The following is an 18,536-nucleotide window of genomic DNA, read 5'->3' on the forward strand; positions in this document are numbered from 1 at the left end:
ATCGCACGATATCACCTCCCTACGGCGGCCTCTTATCACTGCACCAATCCAAATCGGAAACCATGCTTGGATCGCGGCGGAAGCAATGGTATTCCCTGGTGTGACCATCGGCGATGGTGCCGTGGTGGGCGCCCGCTCTGTCGTGACCCGCGATGTTCCTGTCTGGACCATTTGTGCTGGGCATCCCTGCCGCCCTATTCGTCCTCGCTCTTTGGCACCGGATGATTGATTATTCGCGGGTCCAACGTCATAGACAGATCGAGCAACTATTTAGGATATTCATGTCCGCTTTTGCTGCCAAACTCAACCAGATCGGAAAAGCGCTGTTGTTCATCACGGAATTTGCCCAAGATCTCTATTACTACACCAAGTATTGCGGCGTCTCTCCGTTCCAGATTGCGAGGAAAAGGGTCTACTACAAGATCATCATCGAGACGCATGCCATCGAAAAGGGCCTGTCCCTAGCCAGTCCACGCATGCTCTTTGGGCGTCAGAAGATCCCGGCGATCATGCGGCAAATACGGTGGTACGGCATCGAGTCAAACGATATGCCGATCCGAATGGCCACAGGAGCGCTTGAAACCTACCTTGCCATCCATCGCACGGCCGGCATCGATGACCCGTTGCTGGACGACATCCATTCCTTCCTCAAAGAGCGTACTTCGGTGTCGGCGGCGCCGGGAAGCGGAGGGTTGCGGCATTTCGCCAATGGCCTGCCGCAGCAGCACAGTACTAGCGCAAGTTTGCTGGAGTCGCGCTTCAGTTGCAGGATGTTCTCATCCCAGCCGCTCGACCTGGAAACGTTGGAACGGATCGTCGAGTTAGCGCAGACCGCGCCGTCGCAGTGCAACCGACAAGCGACGAAGATCCACTACTACAACAAACCTGAAACGATAACCGCGCTGTTGCAACTCCAAGCGGGATCGTCGGGCTTTTCCGAAGCCGTGACGGGTCTCGTCGTGGTTGCTTTCGACCTCGCGGCCTGGGGCGGCGCTCAGCAGCGAAATCAGGGCTATGTCGACGCGTCCCTGTTCGCGATGAATTTCATGGTCGCTGCGCATGCTCTGGGCGCAGCAAGCTGTCCGCTCAATTTGGCGGTCCGGCACACTACAGAACGGCAAATCAAGCGATTAGGCGGCATTCCCGACGACCAGCGTCTGGTCATGATGATCGCGCTTGGATTGCCCGCTCCTGGCGCACTAAAGGCTGCGGCGTCACCGCGCCAGCCGGTTACGGAAGTGCTAAGAGTAGTTGGTGGGGTGGCATCAGTCTAACCGTCCGCTGATGAGCCCGGGAAAGCAATCATCCATGACCATCGCCGTCATCATCCTCACATACAACGAGGAGATACATCTAGAGCGAGCATTGCTGTCAGTCGCTTCGTTCGCCGATGAAGTGTTCGTGGTCGACTCCTATTCCAAAGACCGCACCGTCGAGGTCGCGCGTGCCAATGGCGCGACAGTATTGCAGCGGGTCTTCGACAATCAAGCGCGCCAATTCAACTGGGCACTCGACACGCTCGACATTCACTCCGCTTGGATCATGCGCCTTGATGCCGACGAAATCATTGAGCCGGATCTCGCCGAAGCGATCCGGCGCGATCTGCCGCGCCTGCCAGTTGATGTCGTTGGCGTCAATCTGAATCGCAAGCACATTTTTCTCGGCCGCTGGATCAGGCACGGTGGCCGATATCCAGTCGTATTGCTCCGGCTTTGGCGCCGCGGACACGGCCGGGTTGAAGACCGGTGGATGGACGAGCACGTCGTCATCAGCGGTGGGCGCACCGTGACGCTCGAGGGTGGCTTCGCCGATCACAACCTGAACGACATCACTTATTTCATCGACAAGCACAACAAATACGCCACCCGAGAAGCAGTGGAAGTGATCGGTCGGCGACACGGCATTTTTGACAGTCAATCATCGATCGACGCTGTTTCGGCATCACGGCAGGCGGCGATAAAGCGCTGGATCAAGGAGAAGATCTATGTTCGCTTGCCGTTCGGGTTGGGCCCATTTGCCTACTTCACCTTCCGCATGACGGTACAACTCGGATTTCTGGATGGACGAGAAGGACTGATCTACCACTTTCTCCAAGGCTTCTGGTATCGCTTCCTCGTCGGCGCCAAGATCGTCGAACTTGAGCGCGGCTTGGCTGGCGCGGATGGCGCCAGCGCCGTGCGGTCTCGGTTGCGTCAGTTGACGGGGCTGAACATCTGATCACTCGTGGTGATCGAACGCCTGGAAACCGGCCTGTTTCACAAGGCTGTCCTTGCGCGCAGTGTTGTAGTCGCTCTCCACCATTTCGCGCACCAGTTCCGGCAGGCTGGTCTTGGGCGTCCAGCCAAGCTTTTCCTTGGCCTTGGTCGGGTCGCCGAGAAGTGTTTCCACTTCGGTGGGGCGGTAGTAGCGCGGGTCCACCTTCACGATCACATCGCCTGGCTTGCAGCGGGCCTTGTATTCGCCATTGACCATTTCGACCTTGGACACGGTGCCGATCTCGGCTGCATCTTGGCCGGCGAATTCCAGCGTGATGCCCAGTTCCTTGGCGCTGAATTCGATGAACTGACGCACGCTGTACTGCACGCCGGTGGCGATCACGAAGTCTTCGGCCTTTTCCTGCTGCAGCATCAGCCACTGCATTTCGATGTAGTCGCGGGCGTGACCCCAGTCGCGCAGCGCGCTGAGATTGCCGAGGTAGAGGCAGTCTTGTAGGCCTAGCGCAATGCGAGTAATGGCACGGGTAATCTTGCGGGTGACGAAGGTTTCACCGCGTACCGGGCTTTCGTGGTTGAAGAGCACGCCGTTGCAGGCATAGATGCCGTAGGCCTCGCGGTAATTCACCGTGATCCAGTAGGCATACATCTTGGCCACCGCGTAGGGGCTGCGCGGATAGAAGGGCGTGGTTTCCTTCTGCGGAATCTCTTGCACCAGACCGTAGAGTTCACTGGTGGAGGCTTGGTAGAAGCGTGTCTTCTTCTCCAGCCCGAGGATGCGGATAGCCTCCAGCAGACGCAGCGCGCCGATGCCGTCAGCATTGGCGGTGTACTCGGGCTCCTCGAAGCTCACAGCGACATGGCTCTGGGCGGCCAGGTTGTAGAGTTCGTCCGGCTGCACGGCCTGAACGATGCGCACCAGACTAGTGGAGTCGGTCAGATCACCGTAGTGCAGCACGAACTGACGGTTGTCGACGTGCGGGTCCTGGTAAAGGTGGTCGATGCGATCGGTGTTGAAGAGGCTGGAGCGGCGCTTGATGCCGTGCACCTCGTAGCCCTTCTTCAACAGGAACTCGGCGAGGTAAGCGCCGTCTTGGCCGGTTACGCCAGTGATGAGCGCAACTTTCTTGGGAGACGGATTGGCTTGTTCGATCATGCTGTGATGAGTTTTATACGAATGGAAAGATTGAAGGCTCAGGCTTGAAGCCGATCGCCAGAGGCGGACTGGAAAGCTGGAGTAGGTGGCAATGGATGCCCCTGGCGCACGGCTTGGCATTGCTCGACGAAATGCCCCAAGACACGCTCGGTGCCAAGGCGGGCTTCGGCATAGTGACGGGCGGCTAAGCCAAGGCGCATGCGCTCCGCAGAGGATTGGGCAAGTTCCGCAATGCCGCGGGCCAGATCCTTTGCGCTGCCGGATGTGCATAGCAGGCCGCATTGCGCCACGACACAGGCCACCTCGGAGTCTGGCCGGGCCGTGGTGACCACGGGCCTGCCGCTGGAAAGCATGGCCGTGAGCTTGGACGGCATGACGAGATCCGCCACATCCGGATCTTGCGGTAGCAGGTGGATGTCGGCCATGCCCAGCAGTTCAGGGAGCCGCTCCTTGGGCTGCAGCGGCAATAACGTCACATTGGACAAGCCCTCGCAAGCCGCAACGAGTTCGGGCTTCATCACGCCATCGCCACAGATCACTAGCATCGCTTGCGGGCACTGCTGCGCTAGCAATTTTGCGGCTTGGGGCAGCAAGTGCAGGCCCTGCTTGGAACCCAAGGTGCCAGAAAACAAAGCCACCACTTGTTCATCAGAAATACCCAACTCATCTCGGTATGCGCTGCGGCGCTGCAACGGGGTGATGGCATTCACGTCCACCCAGTTGGGGAAGAAGGCGATGCGCTCTTGGGCCACGCCCTTTTCCGCCGCCCGCTGCAGCATGCGCTGGGAGATGGTGGAGACGATGTCGAAACGGCGCAGCAACCAGCTTTCCAACCCTGTGACCAGCTTGCGAGCCAGATTGCCGCGCAACAGGCCCATGTCGAACGCCACATCAACCTCGTAGTCTTGGATGTGCAACCAAGCCGGAGCATTCGCCAGCTTGGCCGTCAACAAAGCCACAGGCGTGCAGGCAAACGCGGGCGCGCACATCCACACAACATCCGGCCGCCAGAACGCCTGCAGTAGCATCACCGGTATCGAAAACAGCGCGAAACTCATCAAGTGAAGCACGCGCTTGAGTCCGCCCGGCTGGCGAGGCACCCAGAGCGGGCAGCGCCAGACGGTGGCGCCGTGATACGACTCCTTCTTGTACTGCCAAGCGCGGTAGCCTCGGCCCACCTGCCACTCCGGGTAATAGGGCGGCGCCGTAACAACTCGCACCTCATGACCCTGCTCTGCCAACCAAGCGGCCATTTCGCCGGTGTACTTGCCGATACCCGTTGGTTCCGGGGCGAAATTGATCCCGTAAAGCAGAATCTTCACTGTGTAAAAGTTCCTTTCCTATCGGAGCAATGCAACGCAGGTTCCGTGCCTTGTGCCTACGCTCTTTTGCCTGCCGGACAACGGCATTGGCTTCGGTGTGAACTGAAGCACGGTCGTCGTGTCGGCAAGCTCTGGCGGCGGCATTTGACGATCTTAGCCGGTCTTGATGCGATGCAGCATTACACAGTACGGACTTGCCGCGCATGAGCCGCATGATGCAATTGCCTAATCGGCAATCAGGAAAGTGGTTGACGGCAAGCGGGCTCGTTCACCCCAAACGAAACTCAGAGAAGGCTTGCTGCCCGGCCTTGCTTCATCAGGAACTTGACGGCCTGCTTGTCGAACGACAAGAAGGTTTCGCCCCCCCAACCATTGGCCCTCGTGAGCGATGATGCCGTCGGCGAAGTCGCCCCCTGCTTCGAGCATCGTCAGGCCTGCTTCGACAGCCGGTCGATCAACCTCGACATTCTGGGCGCTCGTCAGCTTGCGGATCGTATCCACGATGTCGTTCCGGGCTACTCCGTAACTACGGTCAAGCACCCACACCAGTTCGCAGAGTACGTGCGCGCTGATCGCGACAATCTCTGCACTTTCCAGAACTCTGACCGCTGCTCTTGCCTGACGATCATCGTCCCCGACAACGAAGCGCACCAAGACATTGGTGTCGACGATGATCTTCATCAGCCGTTTGCGCCGGCCTGGGCGATGGTCTCGCCGATCTCCTCGATCGTGAGCTTTTGTCCATTGGTCCTGCCGCGCAGGCAACCTGCCAACTCGTGTATAGAACCGGAGGGCTGGGCCGCCTTCAGCGCCGCAGCACCTCCCGGCAAAAGGGACAACTCAATCTTCTCGCCGGGCTTGATGCCTAAATGCCGAAGTACCTCCTTGCGGAATGTGACCTGACCTTTGGCGGTTACCTTGAGCGCGGAAGCCCATTGTAAGGCGATATTGCATTACTCAACCGGATTTTCCGGATAGCCCATTTCTGGCTCAGCAAGCCCGGATGCAATCCGCGGATCCTCTGCCTAAGCCCCGGGTTGCACCCGGGCCACTCGCTTGGTTCAGGGGGTAACGCTGTCAGCGTTATCGGGTGCTGGCGCAGCAGCAGGATCGGCTCCCGCCTCCGCCTCTGGAACTGCCATCAGGCTCAAACGGCCTTCGTCGTCGATCGCCACTTCGTAGCTCTCGGCAATACGGCGCATCGCTGCACGTTTGCGCTCATCGGCTGATTCGTACAACTCGTGCACCCAATCGGCCATCGCCGGGAGGGCCGCCGGGGGACGGATAAGCAGCGCCATCTCGAAAAGACCGGTGTGCACAACCGCTTCATGCGGGCCGAGGATGGCGGCGCGCTGCCAGGCTTCCTGGAAGCCGGCACCCAGATCTCCCGCCATCAGATAGGCCCGGGCCAGACCCAGCCACAGACGCGGATCGGCCGGGCGCAAATGGGTGGCCTCGCGGAAATGGACGATCGCGGCCAGACGATTTTCGACAAGCTCGTCTTCGCTGAGGTCCGGCACCGCTACGGCCGCCATGTGCAGGGCCGCGAGGTCGGCATGCGCTATCGCGTTATCGGGCTGAATTTCCAGCGCAGTCTCGAGACGCTGGCGATGTGCACGCCAGAGTTGCGCATTTTCTACCGGCTGCGCCTGACCGGCCTGCGGGTTGATGGTGACGCGGGCTGGGGCGGCGATCAGATCGGCCGTCATCTGTCGCCAGGCATGGGGGAGCAACCAGAGGCTGACCAAGCCTACCCCACCCGCCAGCAACCACAGGAACAAGGGGCGCTTGGCGACAGAAGATCGTTGTGACGGAATGCGAGCAGGCATGGGTTGTTCAATATAGGTAGCGAATCGGCTGCCAATGGCAGAGCCGGACGGCGAATGGGTCGATCAAACCGCTCAGGCGGGCGGGCTTTGAGCAGCGGGTACCGTCAGCCCGCACAGTTGCGCCGGCCCAATGAGCGTCAGCTGGCGCGCAGCTGCCGGGCCGTAATGTTCGGCAAGCCAGGCATGCGCCGCCTGCAAGCGCGGTGCACGGCCACGCAGGTTATGGGCGTCTGACGCGACGACACTCACCCACCCCTGTTCCAGCAGCTGCAAGGCTGTGGTATGGGCGTTGCGGCCAAATTCTCCGATCACCGAGGCAGCCGTCAGTTGAATCTGACAGCCCAAGTCAATAAACGGACGGATGCGTTCCAGTTTCTCCATCACGCCCCGATTGCGCTCCGGATGGACGATGACGGGCGTGATCCCCTGCTTCAACAACATGGAACAAAAGCGATCGGCCCCCAGCGGAACCTGGCCATCGGGCATCTCCAGCAACAAGGCCTTGTGAGCCTTGCCGGCGACTGCAGCTTCCCCGGCCAGGAAGGGCAGTTCACCCTCCGCCAGCCAATCGAGCACTTCCGGGTCAAGCCGCACCTCGCCGGCAAAGCTGACCGCCAGCGGAATCTTCGCGACAGCGAGCGCCTGAACGAAACGAGCGTGCTCTGCAGCAATACTGCTGCGCTTGTTGGCATAGCGGCCGGGATAAACATGCGGTGTGGCCACCACGTGGGTGACGCCATCTGCCACCAACGCGCGAGCCAACGCGAGTGATTCCTCCAGGGAGGTAGGGCCATCGTCGAGGCCGGGGAGCAGATGACAGTGCAGGTCGATCAAGGCAGCAACGAGAGGGTTTGGTCAGGCAGAGTGCCGTATTGACATCACTATGCCATCGTTCCCGGCGAAACATCGATACAACGCCTGCCGCGATCTGCCCGAGTTATAACGGCTTAACGGTCCTTCAAACCAAGGTCACATGGCAGGTTTCTTGTTTGCGGCAAAGGTGCGCCCGGTATACTCGAGGCATCTTTAAGTTCGCTTCGCGCGAGTCCTGCAACACTTGGGAAGTCTTGACGGCTCCCACTTTCAACGAATCGTCACCCGACCTATTGCCACGCGCTCATGAATCGACGGCCTTCCTCTTCGCAAGCCTTCTGCTTGGCCCCTTTCGGCATCACGTCCTTCTGGAGTTCCTTCCCTCGGCTCATCGGTTTGCTGCTGAGCGTATTGGCAAGCTTATCCGTCCCTGCCCACGCGCAGACCACTCCGGCGTCGTTGGCTGATGCCGTTGAATATCGGCTCGGCGCGGGGGATCTGGTTCGTATCCTGGTCTACCAAAGTCCTGACCTCAGCTTCGATACGCGGCTCTCGGATCGCGGTGTGATTTCCTACCCTCTGCTAGGCAATCTGCAGCTCGGCGGAAAGACCCTTCGTGAGGCGGAAGGCCTGATCGCCAAGGGCCTCAAGACCAATGAGGTCCTCAAAGAGCCGCAGGTCATCCTGTTCTTGATGGAAGTGCGCGGCAACCAGGTCAATGTCCTCGGACAAGTCGGCAAACCCGGGCGCTATCCGCTGGAAGCCGGCGTCACGCGGCTAAGCGATATTCTCGCGATGGCGGGTGGCGTCACGCCAAGCGTGGGCAGCGATTTCGTCACCGTCGTCGGCACCCGCAATGGCCAGACGTTCGGCTGGACCATCGATCTTCCGAAGGTCTTCGACTTCAACGCCACTGATCGACTGGCCGACTTGGTACTGCAAGCCAACGACGTGGTTTACGTCGAGCGTGCCCCGATGTTCTACATCTACGGCGAAGTTCAGAAGCCCGGTCAGCTCCGCCTTGAAAGAGGCATGACCCTGCTGCAAGGCCTGGCCTCTGGTGGAGGACTCACTCAGCGCGGGTCAGACAAGGGCATCCGTGTCCACCGTCGCGGGACCGGGGGCAAGACGGAGATTCTGCAGCCGGGAATGGACGAAGCCTTGCACGACGGAGATGTCATCTACGTGCGGGAAAGCTTGTTCTGATCTTTAGCCGTTGGCTGACAAAGCGTAACGACGTGCTGGCTTGATGCCGCTGGCTGATATCAGCGTCAGCGATCCAGGCGACAGCCCGTCGGACCGTCCGTTGGCGCCGATGTCGCTGATCGATATCGGCGCCAACCTCGCGCACGAAAGCTTCGCTGCCGATTTCGACGCCGTGCTCAGCCGCGCACGCACAGCAGGCGTCGACGCGATCATCGTCACCGGCTCCTGCGCGGCGAGCAACGAACAGGTGCTGGCCTTTGCTCAAGCCTCACGCGCCGCATCTCGCAGCAGAGATCAGCCTCGGCTGTACGCGACCGCCGGCCTGCATCCGCATCACGCGGCGGACTGGAACGATGCCCTCGCCGCTCGCATCGCGACCCTGGCGCAGGCACCGGAAGTGGTCGCACTCGGCGAATGCGGGCTCGATTACTTCCGCGATCTGTCGCCGCGTCCTGAGCAACGTGCCGCGTTCATCGCCCAGCTCGAACTGGCGATCGCGGCCAACAAGCCGGTGTTCCTGCATCAGCGCGATGCCCATGCGGATTTCATCGCGATCCTGCGCGACTACCGGCCGCACCTGCGCGACGCCGTCGTCCACTGCTTCACCGACACGGCAGCCGCCTGCGCCGACTACCTGCAGCTCGATTGCCACATCGGCATCACCGGCTGGATCTGCGACGAGCGCCGCGGCAGCCATCTGAACGAAGTCGCGCGGATGATTCCTGCCGAGCGCCTGCTGATCGAAACCGACGCGCCCTACCTGCTGCCGCGTACGCTGCGCCCCAAACCCAAGGATCGTCGCAACGAACCTGCGTACCTGCCCGCCGTGCTCGAAGCGATCGCCACCGCGCGCGGTGAGTCGCCAGCACAGGTCGCAACATCAACGACCGCGAACGCCCGCCGCGTATTCGCCCTGCCTCAATAATTGGGGTCAGATACAGATTCTTGCTGGTCTCCTTCTCCCGCCTGCGGGGGAAGGTCGGGATCGGGTCGTTGGACGGTAGCGCTCGCATCAAACGGCCCCTCCCCAGCCCTCTCCCGAAAAGCGCGGGGGAGGGAGCGAATGGGGGCCGGACACAGATTTTTCCGCTGTCCTTGATTGCTCCGCCTCGCTGGTCAGGCAACTGACCAGCGGACACTGCCGGCAGCGGCGATCGTCGCTGCAACTCCGCTGGCAGGCAGCGCGTCTAAACTGTTCCCCCGTCTCGCCCCTCGTCGCCATGAATCGAAGCCGTCGCCTGTTCGCTGCCCTCGCCACGGTCTGCGGACTCATGACTGCGTGCAGCAGCACGCCTGTGGTCACGGCACCCGTGGTCGAAGCGCCGAGCGGCCCGGTCATTCCGCCGCCGCCGGTGCTGCCGAAGGTGGCGCTGGCGCTCGGCGGAGGTGCAGCGCGCGGCTTCGCCCATGTCGGCGTCATCAAGATGCTCGAATCGCAGGGCATTCAGGTCGATCTGATCATCGGCACCAGCGCCGGCAGCGTGGTCGGCGCGCTGTACGCCTCGGGCCTCAACGGCTTCGAGCTGCAGGAGATGACCTTCGATCTCGAACGCGCGACCTTTGCCGACTGGCAGCTGTTCAATCGCGGTCTGCTGCGCGGCGAAAAGCTGCAGAACTTCGTCAACGAGAAGGTCGGCAATCGCAAGATCCAGCAACTGCCGCGCCGTTTCGCCGCCGTCGCCGCCAAGCTGCGCACCGGCGAAGCGACGGTGTTCACCACCGGCGATGTCGGCCTCGCGGTGCGCGCATCGTCGGCGATTCCCGGCGTGTTCCAGCCGGCGGTGATCGACAACGAGGAATACGTCGACGGCGGCACCGTCAGCCCGGTGCCGGTGCGCTTCGCCCGCACGCTCGGCGCCGATATCGTGATCGCCGTCGATGTCTCGGCGCCGGTCGAGGAAGCGCGTGAGGACTCGACCCTCGGCACCGTGCTGAAAGCCTTCGACATCATGGGTTCGTCCCTGCGTCGCGCCGAGCTGCCGGGCGCCGATGTGGTCATCGCCCCGGACGTGCACGGCATCAAGGCCGCCGATTTCGAATCCAAGCAGCGCGCCATCCTGGCCGGCGAGAAAGCGGCGCTGGCGGCGGTACCGGCGATCCGCGCGCTGATCGCAGCCAAGACTCACTAGGACCGCCGCCGCTGATGAGCCTGGGCAGCGCGCCCGATCTGCTGCGGGTGCTGAGCCTGAACATCCAGGTCGGCCTGCGCAGCAGCGAGTACCGCCACTATCTGACCCAGGCCTGGCGCCACCTGCTGCCGTCGCAAGGCGTGCGCGGCGTGCTCGACGAGATCGGCCGCCTGGCGGCCGGCTATGACCTGGTGGGGATTCAGGAAGCCGATGCCGGCAGTCTGCGGACGCGGCAGCTGAACCAGGTCGCCTATCTCGCCGAACGCGCAAAACTACCGCACTGGCAGGCGGCGGTGAATCGCGATCTGCGGCCGTTCGCGCAGCACTGCCTCGGCGTGATGTCGCGCGATCCGCTGCGCTTGCTGCGCCATCACCCGCTGCCCGGCCTGCTGCCGGGACGCGGCGCGCTCGATGTCGAAGTGAGGCGGCCGGGCTATCGACCGCTGCGGGTCGTCGTCGTCCATCTGGCGCTCGGCCGGCGTGATCGCAACCGTCAGCTCGGCTATCTCGGTGCGCTGCTCGAAGACGGCGACGATGCGCTGGTGCTCGGTGATTTCAACTGTGGGCCGCAGGAACTCGAGGCGCATCCTTCGCTGCGCCGCGCCGGCCTGAAACCGGTGCATCGCGACCTGACCTATCCGGCCTGGGCGCCGACCCGCTGCATCGACCACGTGCTGGCCACCGAAGGTCTGGGCGTCCACGAAGCACGCGTGCTCGACGCCCGGCTGTCGGACCATCTACCGGTCGGCCTGACCGTGCGCCTGCAGCCCGAGGAAGCCACTTGATCCCCGAGATCCGCGACATCGCCCACTGGCTGGTGCCGATCGCCAGCCTGCTGCTGACCACCTGGACGGCGGCGCACGCCCTGCTGCACAAGCAGCACGCCGCGTCGGCCTGGGGTTGGATCGGTGCCTGTCTGCTGCTGCCGTTCGCCGGGCCGGTGCTGTACTTCGTGTTCGGCATCAACCGGGTGCTGACCCGCGCCCAGCGTCAGCAGCAACCGCCCGAGCGCCGCGGCCCGAGCTACGCCGAAACCGACGCCCGCTACCAACCCGATGTGGTGCCGACCAGCCTCGGCGAAGTGGCGCGCAGCGGCGACGTCATCACCGGCCTGCCGCTGCTGGCCGGCAACCGGCTGGACGTGCTGCACAACGGCGAAGCGGCCTATCCGCGGATGCTGGCGGCGATCGACGCCGCCCGATATTCGATCGCGCTGACCTCGTACATCTTCGATCGCGACGAAGCCGGCGAGCAGTTCATCGAGGCGCTGGACCGCGCCCAGGCGCGCGGCGTGGCAGTGCGCTGCCTGCTCGACGGCGTCGGCGAACTGGCCTGGCGTCGCGCCGGCAGCGCCTTGCTGGCGCGCGGCGTGCCGGTGGTCCGCTACAACCCGCTGCGCCTGTGGCCGCCATTCCTGCACGCCAACCTGCGCAATCACCGCAAGCTGCTGATCGTCGATGGTGTCGTCGCCTTCACCGGCGGCATGAACATCAGCGCCGCGCATTACGTCGCCGAGCCCGACAAGCACGGTGTAGCGGCCGATCTGCAAGTCGAGATACACGGCCCGGTGATCGCCCAGTTGCAGCAGGTGTTCGTCGACGACTGGGCCTATGCCGCCGAAGAAAACTGGATTCCGCCCACCGCGCCCGAGGCAGCAGAGACCGACGGCAGCGGCGCGCTGTGCCGGGTCATCACCGACGGCCCGAACGAGGATTTCGGCCATCTCAGTCTGGTGCTGCTGGCAGCGATCGCCGCCGCGCAGGAACGCATCCAGATCGTCACGCCGTACTTCGTGCCGCCGGACGAACTGCTGTCGGCGTTGATGTCGGCGGCGGTGCGTGGCGTCATCGTCGATCTGATCCTGAGCCGCGATCGCAACCACCGGATCACCTGGTACGCGATGCACAAGCTGATGCCGCCGCTGCTGAAGCGCGGCGTGCGGATCCACCTGCAGCCGCCGCCGTTCTGCCACACCAAGCTGTTCGTGGTCGATCGCCGCTACGCGCAGTTCGGCTCGGCCAATCTCGACATGCGTTCGCTGCGGCTGAACTTCGAGATGGTCGTCGAAACCTATGACCGCGCCTTCGTCGAGCAGCTGGCGCAGCACTGCGATGCCCTGAGCAAGCGCGCCACCACGCTGGAGTACGACAAGCTGCGCCGCCGTCCGGTACTGCTCCGTTTGCGCGATGCCGCCTGCTGGCTGCTGTCGCCTTATCTGTAAACAAAAAAAGCCCCGACATCAGCCGGGGCTTTTCGAATCAAAGCAAACCGATCAATCGGTCACCGCACCGAGGCTGGCCGCCGACACCAGCTTCGCGTACTTGGCGAGCAGGCCCTTGGTGTACTTCGGCGCCGGCTGCACCCAGGCGGCGAGGCGTCTGGCCAGCTCGGCCTCGTCGACATTCAGCTGCAGCAGCTGCTTGTGGGCGTCGATGGTGATCGAGTCACCTTCGTTGACCAGCGCGATGACGCCGCCGACGAAGGCTTCCGGCGCCACGTGGCCGACCACCATGCCCCAGGTGCCGCCGCTGAAGCGGCCATCGGTGATCAGGCCGACGGTTTCGCCGAAGCCCTTGCCGATCAGCGCCGAGGTCGGCGTCAGCATCTCGCGCATGCCCGGGCCGCCCTTCGGACCTTCGTAGCGGATCACCAGCACGTCGCCGTGGTTGATGCTGTCGGCCATGATCGCGGTCATCGCCAGCTCTTCGGAATCGAACACGCGCGCCGGGCCGGTGATCACCGGATTCTTGAGTCCCGTGATCTTGGCGACCGCACCGTCCGGCGCCAGATTGCCCTTCAGGATCGCCAGATGGCCCTGCTTGTACATGGGCTGGTCGAAGGCGCGGATCACCTTCTGATCGGCGCGCGGCTGGGCCGGCACGTCCTTCAGCACTTCGGCGATCGTCTGTCCGGTGATGGTGATGCAGTCGCCGTGCAGCAGGCCGGCTTCGAGCAGGATCTTCATCACCTGCGGAATACCGCCAGCCTTGTGCAGATCGGTGGCCACGTACTGGCCCGAGGGCTTCAGATCGCAAAGCACCGGCGTCTTCAGGCGCACGCGCTCGAAGTCGTCGAGCGTCCAGACCACGCCGGCGGCGTTGGCGATGGCCAGGAAATGCAGCACCGCATTGGTCGAACCACCGGTGGCCATGACCACGGCGATGGCGTTCTCGATCGACTTGCGGGTGACGATGTCGCGCGGCTTCAGATCACGGCGGATGGCATCGACCAGCGCTTCCGCGGAGCGGGCCACGGAGTCACCTTTCTCGGCATCCGGGTTGGCTTCGGTCGACGAATACGGCAGCGACATGCCCAGCGCTTCCATCGCGCTCGACATGGTGTTCGCCGTGTACATGCCGCCGCAGGCGCCGAAGCTCGGGCAGGCGTTCTTCTCGATGCCGTCGAGATCTTCCTTCGACATCTTGCCGGCGCCGTAGGCACCGACGGCTTCGAACGAGGAGACGATGGTCAGCGGCACGCCCTTCCAGGTGCCGGCCTTGATGGTGCCGCCGTAGCAGAAGATCGCCGGCGCATTGATACGCAGCATGCCGATCATCGCGCCCGGCATGTTCTTGTCGCAGCCACCGATCGCCAGCACGCCGTCCATCGACTGCGACTGCACCGAGGTCTCGATCGCATCGGCGATCACTTCCCGCGACACCAGCGAATACTTCATGCCTTCGGTGCCCATGCCGATGCCGTCGGTGACGGTCGGGAAACCGAAGATCTGCGGCATCGCGCCAGCGGCCTTCAGCGCACCTTCGGCACGCGTCGCCAGGCTGCCGATGCCGGCGTTGCAGGGGTTCATGGTCGAATGACCGGAAGCGATGCCGACGATCGGCTTCTCGAAATCCCCGTCCTTGAAACCGACGGCACGCAGCATCGCGCGGTTCGGGCTGCGGTTGAGGCCGGCGGTGATCGCCTGGCTGCGCTTGTTCAGGGTTTCGGTCATGGGACAGGCCTTTTTATGGACAGAGTGACGGGCTGGGCGGACGGAACGAATCCGGCTGGCGGACGACGTGGGGCGCGATTTTAGTGCGTGTGGAGGAAAGGGGCAGCAATTGGCTTGAATTGCGAGACCGGGGCTTTCTGTTTCGGCTTGGGCTGAGACCTTGGCGTCGTTCTCGGCTTGCTCCGCCGTTAGTTGTTGTTGGCTGGCGTTGGCGCACTATTCCGCGCTGTCGCGCGGGTCACTTTCTTCGAACGCCCGAAGAAAGTAACCAAAGAAGTGCGCCCCACGGCATGCCGCCGACTCGCGAGAAGCAAAGGCGCGAGTCGGTTCCCTGCGCTTCTCGCGCTCTCCGGGGCACCGCGCCGACAGGCCATCCATGGCCTGGCAGCGCTCGACCGGCATCCATGCCGGTCGTCCCTCTCCGATCGCTGCGATGCTCGGCGGCATGCAGGGGGATAAACGTCAGAAGCAAAGCACGACAACGTCAAAAGCCAAGGCACAGCGCCGCGCTCCGTGCGGCGGCTGCTTTTGATTCTGTTGTTGCCGTTGACGTGGCTTTGGACGTTGGTCCCCCTTAAGCGCGCCGAGCATCGCAGGCTATGGCGGACAGGCTCCGCAGGAGGCGAGGCAGGAGCCGAAGCCTTTTCGCCGCGCCACGGATGGCGCGTCGAAAAGCCCCGCCATGGCCGAGAAGCACAGGGCATCGGATCGCGCTTCTGTTTCATGCGATCCGACGCAGCGCCGGGGGCGCGCTTTCTTTGGTTACTTTCTTTGCGCGCCAAAGAAAGTGACCCGCGCGATAGCGCGGAATAGTGCGCCTAAGCCAGCCAACGAAAACAAAGGCGGATCAAGCAGACAAACAAAAAACGGGAAGGCTTTGTGGCCCTCCCGCCTCACACCAAGCCGCCTTACTTCTTGGCCGGCGCCGCAGCCCCGGCCTTCACCGTGATGGTGATCTTCTCCGACTGCAGCGAAGGATTGAACGCCTGCTGCTTCCAGTCCGCGACCAGCAACTGGATCGTGTGGGTACCGGCCGGAAGGCTCAACATCGTCTCGGTTTCGCCCTTGTCGAAATGCTTGATGCTGGCGTTGTCGAGCGGCAGTGCCAAGGTCGCATCGAACGTCGGGCCGTCGATCAGCAGCACGTGATGGCCGGTGTCGACGCTCTGCAGGCCGGCCGGTGACACGCCGGCGCCCTTCAGGCCGAACTGGATCAGGAACGGGCTGGAGACGGTATCGCCGCTCTTCAGGTTGATCAGGTAGGCGCTGGCGCCGGCCGGGGCCGGATTGGCGAGGCCCAGCGTCTGTTCGACCTTGGCGCCGGCCTGCTGCTTGGCGGCGCTCTTCAGGTCGGACTTCCAGTCGGCGTGGACGACAGCAACGCTCATCGTCAGCAGCATCATCGGAATCAGGGTACGGACTGCGCGCATGGTCAGGGCTCGTGCTGTGAATGGGGAACCGGATGGTAACCCGCGTCCCTGAATGCCGGCTGAGCACGGCCGGTAGTGGCGATCGGGGCAATCCGGACATGACGAAACCTCGCGCTGCCGCCATGCTGGCGGCCCTGATCGCGACTCGCCTGGAGCTGCCAATGCCCCCTGAATACCGCCTGTTCCACTCCCCTGGCGCCTGCTCGCTGGCACCGCACATCGTGCTGGAGGAACTCGGCATCGCCTACGAGCCGGTGCGGGTGGTGATCGCCGAAGGGGCGAACCGCAAGCCGGAATATCTGGGCGTCAATCCGCGCGGCCGGGTGCCGGCGCTGGGGATCAAGGACGAGCAGGGCGAACGGGTGCTGACCGAATCGGTGGCGATCGCCGTCTATCTGGCCCGCCGCCACCCGACGCCCAGCCTGCTGCCGGAAGACCCGGAGCAGTTCGTCCGGGCGCTGGAATGGATGAACTGGCTGGCGACGACGATGCACCAGGCTGGCGTCCGCACCGTGTTCCGCCCGGAGCGCTTCACCACGGCCACCGACAAGGCGGCGATCGACGGCATCGCCGAAGCCGGCCGGGCGGCGATCCGCATCGGCTATGCCGACATCGAAGCACGACTCGCCGGCAAGGCCTGGGCGATGGGCGATGCGTTCAGCGCCGTCGACGCCTTCCTGCTCGTCCATTACCGCTGGGGCAACCGCTGCGGCGTCGACATGCGCCGTGATTACCCGATCTACGCGGCGATGATGGATCGCGTCCGCGCCCGCCCAGCGGTGGCGCGCGCCGTGGCTCATGAAGCGATCCAGATCGACTGAAACCGCGGCGGCAAGGCATCGATGAAAAGCAGGCAACGCGCTGCCGATAAGCCCGGAGACTTGGTGCCCGGGTAGGGGCTTGCGTCAAGCATGCGTCTCAAAGGCAGGAACAGCGCGAATCCGTGCTGCCTGCCCCGCTCGAGGACGTCATGAGACGCAGCATTTCGGTTGCTCGCGGCCCGCTTCCGGCTCGCCCGTCGAACCATGCCCGCTTGGCCGCAACCGCATTGCTGACCCTGTCGGCAGCGCTGCTGGCACCGGCAGCGCTGGCCGCCCAACTCGACATCACAACCGCCAGCATCGCCGAGGTGCAGACGGCGATGAAGGCTGGACTCAGCTCCGAAGCGCTGGTCAGCGCCTATCTGGCGCGTATCAAGGCCTATGAGGACGCCGGGCCGAAGCTCAACGCCATCATCCTGCTCAATGCCGAGGCGTTGAAGCAGGCCAAGGCGCTCGACCAGGAGCGCAAGAGCGGCAAGCTGCGTGGCCCGCTGCACGGCGTGCCGATCGTGCTCAAGGACAACTTCGACACCTTCGACATGCCGACCACGGCCGGCTCGATGGCGCTGAAAGGCTCGATTCCGCCCAACGACGCCTTCGTGGTCAAGAAGCTGCGCGAAGCCGGTGCGATCATCCTGGCGAAGACCAATCTGTCCGAATTCGCCTCCACCGCGAACGGGCCCGACGGTTTCAGCTCGCTCGGCGGCCAGACGCTCAACCCGCACGATCTGACCAAGGGGCCGCGCGGCTCCTCGGGTGGCAGCGGTTCCGGCATCGCCGCCGGTTTCGCGCAGTTCGGGCTCGGCACCGATACCGGCGGCTCGGTGCGTTATCCCTGCTCGGCCAACGGCATTGCCGGCCTGAAGCCGACGCGAGGCCTGATGAGCCGCAATGGCATTGTGCCGCTGGCCTTGTCCTATGACACCGGCGGGCCGATGGCACGCAGCGTCCAGGACGTGGCCGTGGCGCTCGGCGTGATGACCGGTGTCGATCCGGCCGACGCCGCCACGGCGCCGAGCGCCGGCCAGTTCAAGACCGACTATGTGCAGTATCTGGTCAAGGGCTCGCTGAAAGGCGCTCGCATCGGCGTGGCGCGCGACTTCATGGGCCAGGACGCCGAAGTCGACAAGATCATGGAAGCCTCGTACGCGAAGCTGAAAGCGCTGGGCGCAATCGTCGTCGAAGTGAAGCTGCCGGAAATGCTGACCAAGGCTCGCGCCGATCTGCTCAAGCCGATCAGCGGCCGCGAGTTCAAGGCGCAGATCGCCGTCTACCTGCAGACCCTGAAGCCCGGCTATCCGAAGACCCTGGCGGAGATGATCGCCAAGCTCGACGCGATGGGCGCGGCGTACACCAACCCCTGGCGTCTCGCCAACATGAAGGAAGCCGAGGCCAGCACCGGCGGGCTCGAAGATCCGATCTACAAGGTCGCCAAGAACGAAGGCCTGGCACTGGTCACGGCGGCGACCAGGGCGGTGTTCCAGCAGCAGCAGCTCGATGCCCTCGTCTACCCGACGATGCCGATGCCGGCGACCCCGTTCGCAACGCCGCCACCGGATGCGCCGCGCCCGCAGATGTACGCCAACCTCGCCAACCAGACCGGCTTTCCGGACCTGATCGTGCCGGCCGGCATGACCAGCGCCGGCCTGCCGGTGACTTTGTCCT

The 18,536-nt window shown here is 63.5% G+C and carries 18 protein-coding genes and 1 pseudogene; 11 read left to right on the forward strand and 8 right to left on the reverse strand.

The genetic code is table 11. The features are described from left to right. Positions 1–52: 52 nt before the first annotated feature. From Q0D45_RS21670 to Q0D45_RS15030, 3 genes are read left to right on the forward strand one after another with little or no spacing between them, the layout of a single operon-like run. Complete coding sequence (locus Q0D45_RS21670) at positions 53–229, forward strand: hypothetical protein (protein WP_366946464.1); 177 nt, start codon at positions 53–55, stop codon at positions 227–229. A 52-nt stretch (positions 230–281) separates the two neighbouring features. Further along, positions 282–1,274: a nitroreductase family protein gene (locus tag Q0D45_RS15025; RefSeq protein ID WP_293394364.1), complete on the forward strand. Its 993-nt coding sequence runs from the start codon at positions 282–284 to the stop codon at positions 1,272–1,274. Positions 1,275–1,308: 34 nt separating this feature from the next. Next, the gene (locus Q0D45_RS15030) at positions 1,309–2,217 is read left to right on the forward strand and encodes a glycosyltransferase family 2 protein (protein WP_293394367.1); all 909 of its coding nucleotides are present in this window, start codon (positions 1,309–1,311) and stop codon (positions 2,215–2,217) included. Here the strand turns inward: Q0D45_RS15030 and gmd are convergent, their stop codons facing one another. The 6 genes and pseudogenes from gmd to Q0D45_RS15060 all read right to left on the reverse strand — a co-directional run bounded on the left by gmd (position 2,218) and on the right by Q0D45_RS15060 (position 7,354). After that, positions 2,218–3,369 (reverse strand): GDP-mannose 4,6-dehydratase, encoded by a 1,152-nt coding sequence (gmd, locus tag Q0D45_RS15035; protein ID WP_293394370.1) that lies wholly within the window; start codon positions 3,367–3,369, stop codon positions 2,218–2,220. Between the two features lie 38 nt (positions 3,370–3,407). Beyond that, positions 3,408–4,691 carry a glycosyltransferase WbuB gene (locus Q0D45_RS15040; protein WP_293394373.1) on the reverse strand — a complete coding sequence of 428 codons (1,284 nt, stop codon included), beginning with the start codon at positions 4,689–4,691 and terminating at the stop codon, positions 3,408–3,410. A gap of 284 nt (positions 4,692–4,975) precedes the next feature. Then, positions 4,976–5,372, reverse strand: a pseudogene (locus tag Q0D45_RS15045) (type II toxin-antitoxin system VapC family toxin). Further along, on the reverse strand, positions 5,372–5,530 hold the full coding sequence (locus Q0D45_RS15050) for a hypothetical protein (protein WP_293394378.1): 159 nt from the start codon (positions 5,528–5,530) through the stop codon (positions 5,372–5,374). Before Q0D45_RS15050 ends, Q0D45_RS15045 begins: the two are co-directional and overlap by 1 nt. A 222-nt stretch (positions 5,531–5,752) precedes the next feature. Next, on the reverse strand, positions 5,753–6,520 hold the full coding sequence (locus tag Q0D45_RS15055) for a hypothetical protein (protein ID WP_293394381.1): 768 nt from the start codon (positions 6,518–6,520) through the stop codon (positions 5,753–5,755). Positions 6,521–6,592: 72 nt separating this feature from the next. Continuing rightward, entirely contained in the window at positions 6,593–7,354 is a 762-nt protein-coding gene (locus Q0D45_RS15060) for a CpsB/CapC family capsule biosynthesis tyrosine phosphatase (RefSeq protein ID WP_293394384.1), read from the reverse strand. Positions 7,355–7,675: 321 nt separating this feature from the next. Here Q0D45_RS15060 and epsE point away from each other — a divergent pair, with 321 nt between their 5' ends. From epsE to Q0D45_RS15085, 5 genes are all read left to right on the forward strand, one after another. Then, positions 7,676–8,539, forward strand: coding sequence for a polysaccharide export protein EpsE (epsE, locus tag Q0D45_RS15065; RefSeq protein ID WP_293394387.1), 864 nt, complete (start codon positions 7,676–7,678; stop codon positions 8,537–8,539). 109 nt (positions 8,540–8,648) lie between these two features. Then, entirely contained in the window at positions 8,649–9,464 is an 816-nt protein-coding gene (locus Q0D45_RS15070; RefSeq protein ID WP_366946465.1) for a TatD family hydrolase, read from the forward strand. A gap of 295 nt (positions 9,465–9,759) precedes the next feature. After that, a complete protein-coding gene (locus Q0D45_RS15075) occupies positions 9,760–10,668 on the forward strand; it encodes a patatin-like phospholipase family protein (protein ID WP_293394393.1) in 909 nt (302 codons plus the stop codon). Between the two features lie 14 nt (positions 10,669–10,682). Beyond that, positions 10,683–11,453 (forward strand): endonuclease/exonuclease/phosphatase family protein, encoded by a 771-nt coding sequence (locus Q0D45_RS15080; protein ID WP_293394396.1) that lies wholly within the window; start codon positions 10,683–10,685, stop codon positions 11,451–11,453. Continuing rightward, positions 11,450–12,889: a phospholipase D-like domain-containing protein gene (locus tag Q0D45_RS15085; protein ID WP_293394399.1), complete on the forward strand. Its 1,440-nt coding sequence runs from the start codon at positions 11,450–11,452 to the stop codon at positions 12,887–12,889. Before Q0D45_RS15080 ends, Q0D45_RS15085 begins: the two co-directional genes overlap by 4 nt. A gap of 51 nt (positions 12,890–12,940) precedes the next feature. On the opposite strand, the gene ilvD is transcribed toward Q0D45_RS15085, so the two are convergent. Continuing rightward, complete coding sequence (ilvD, locus tag Q0D45_RS15090) at positions 12,941–14,620, reverse strand: dihydroxy-acid dehydratase (protein WP_293394401.1); 1,680 nt, start codon at positions 14,618–14,620, stop codon at positions 12,941–12,943. A 376-nt stretch (positions 14,621–14,996) separates the two neighbouring features. On the opposite strand from ilvD, the gene Q0D45_RS15095 reads away from it, so the two are divergent. Beyond that, positions 14,997–15,152: a hypothetical protein gene (locus Q0D45_RS15095; protein ID WP_293394404.1), complete on the forward strand. Its 156-nt coding sequence runs from the start codon at positions 14,997–14,999 to the stop codon at positions 15,150–15,152. Between the two features lie 376 nt (positions 15,153–15,528). On the opposite strand, the gene Q0D45_RS15100 is transcribed toward Q0D45_RS15095, so the two are convergent. Then, entirely contained in the window at positions 15,529–16,050 is a 522-nt protein-coding gene (locus Q0D45_RS15100) for a DUF4399 domain-containing protein (RefSeq protein WP_293394407.1), read from the reverse strand. A gap of 98 nt (positions 16,051–16,148) precedes the next feature. Here Q0D45_RS15100 and Q0D45_RS15105 point away from each other — a divergent pair, with 98 nt between their 5' ends. Further along, positions 16,149–16,871 carry a glutathione S-transferase N-terminal domain-containing protein gene (locus tag Q0D45_RS15105; protein WP_293394410.1) on the forward strand — a complete coding sequence of 241 codons (723 nt, stop codon included), beginning with the start codon at positions 16,149–16,151 and terminating at the stop codon, positions 16,869–16,871. 212 nt (positions 16,872–17,083) lie between these two features. After that, on the forward strand, positions 17,084–18,536 hold a 1,453-nt coding region (locus Q0D45_RS15110; RefSeq protein ID WP_293394413.1), incomplete at its 3' end, for an amidase family protein.

The organism is Nevskia sp. (genome assembly GCF_023266035.1).
In the GTDB taxonomy this organism is placed as follows: domain Bacteria; phylum Pseudomonadota; class Gammaproteobacteria; order Nevskiales; family Nevskiaceae; genus Nevskia.

Bases quoted from the DNA above. Each gene is read 5' to 3' on its own strand.
- Q0D45_RS15025 (WP_293394364.1), top strand. From the start codon at position 282: ATGTCCGCTTTTGCTGCCAAACTCAACCAGATCGGAAAAGCGCTGTTG.
- Q0D45_RS15030 (WP_293394367.1), top strand. From the start codon at position 1,309: ATGACCATCGCCGTCATCATCCTCACATACAACGAGGAGATACATCTA.
- gmd (WP_293394370.1), bottom strand. From the start codon at position 3,369: ATGATCGAACAAGCCAATCCGTCTCCCAAGAAAGTTGCGCTCATCACT.
- Q0D45_RS15055 (WP_293394381.1), bottom strand. From the start codon at position 6,520: ATGCCTGCTCGCATTCCGTCACAACGATCTTCTGTCGCCAAGCGCCCC.
- Q0D45_RS15070 (WP_366946465.1), top strand. From the start codon at position 8,649: ATGTCGCTGATCGATATCGGCGCCAACCTCGCGCACGAAAGCTTCGCT.
- Q0D45_RS15075 (WP_293394393.1), top strand. From the start codon at position 9,760: ATGAATCGAAGCCGTCGCCTGTTCGCTGCCCTCGCCACGGTCTGCGGA.
- Q0D45_RS15080 (WP_293394396.1), top strand. From the start codon at position 10,683: ATGAGCCTGGGCAGCGCGCCCGATCTGCTGCGGGTGCTGAGCCTGAAC.
- ilvD (WP_293394401.1), bottom strand. From the start codon at position 14,620: ATGACCGAAACCCTGAACAAGCGCAGCCAGGCGATCACCGCCGGCCTC.
- Q0D45_RS15095 (WP_293394404.1), top strand. From the start codon at position 14,997: ATGGCCTGGCAGCGCTCGACCGGCATCCATGCCGGTCGTCCCTCTCCG.
- Q0D45_RS15100 (WP_293394407.1), bottom strand. From the start codon at position 16,050: ATGCGCGCAGTCCGTACCCTGATTCCGATGATGCTGCTGACGATGAGC.
- Q0D45_RS15105 (WP_293394410.1), top strand. From the start codon at position 16,149: ATGACGAAACCTCGCGCTGCCGCCATGCTGGCGGCCCTGATCGCGACT.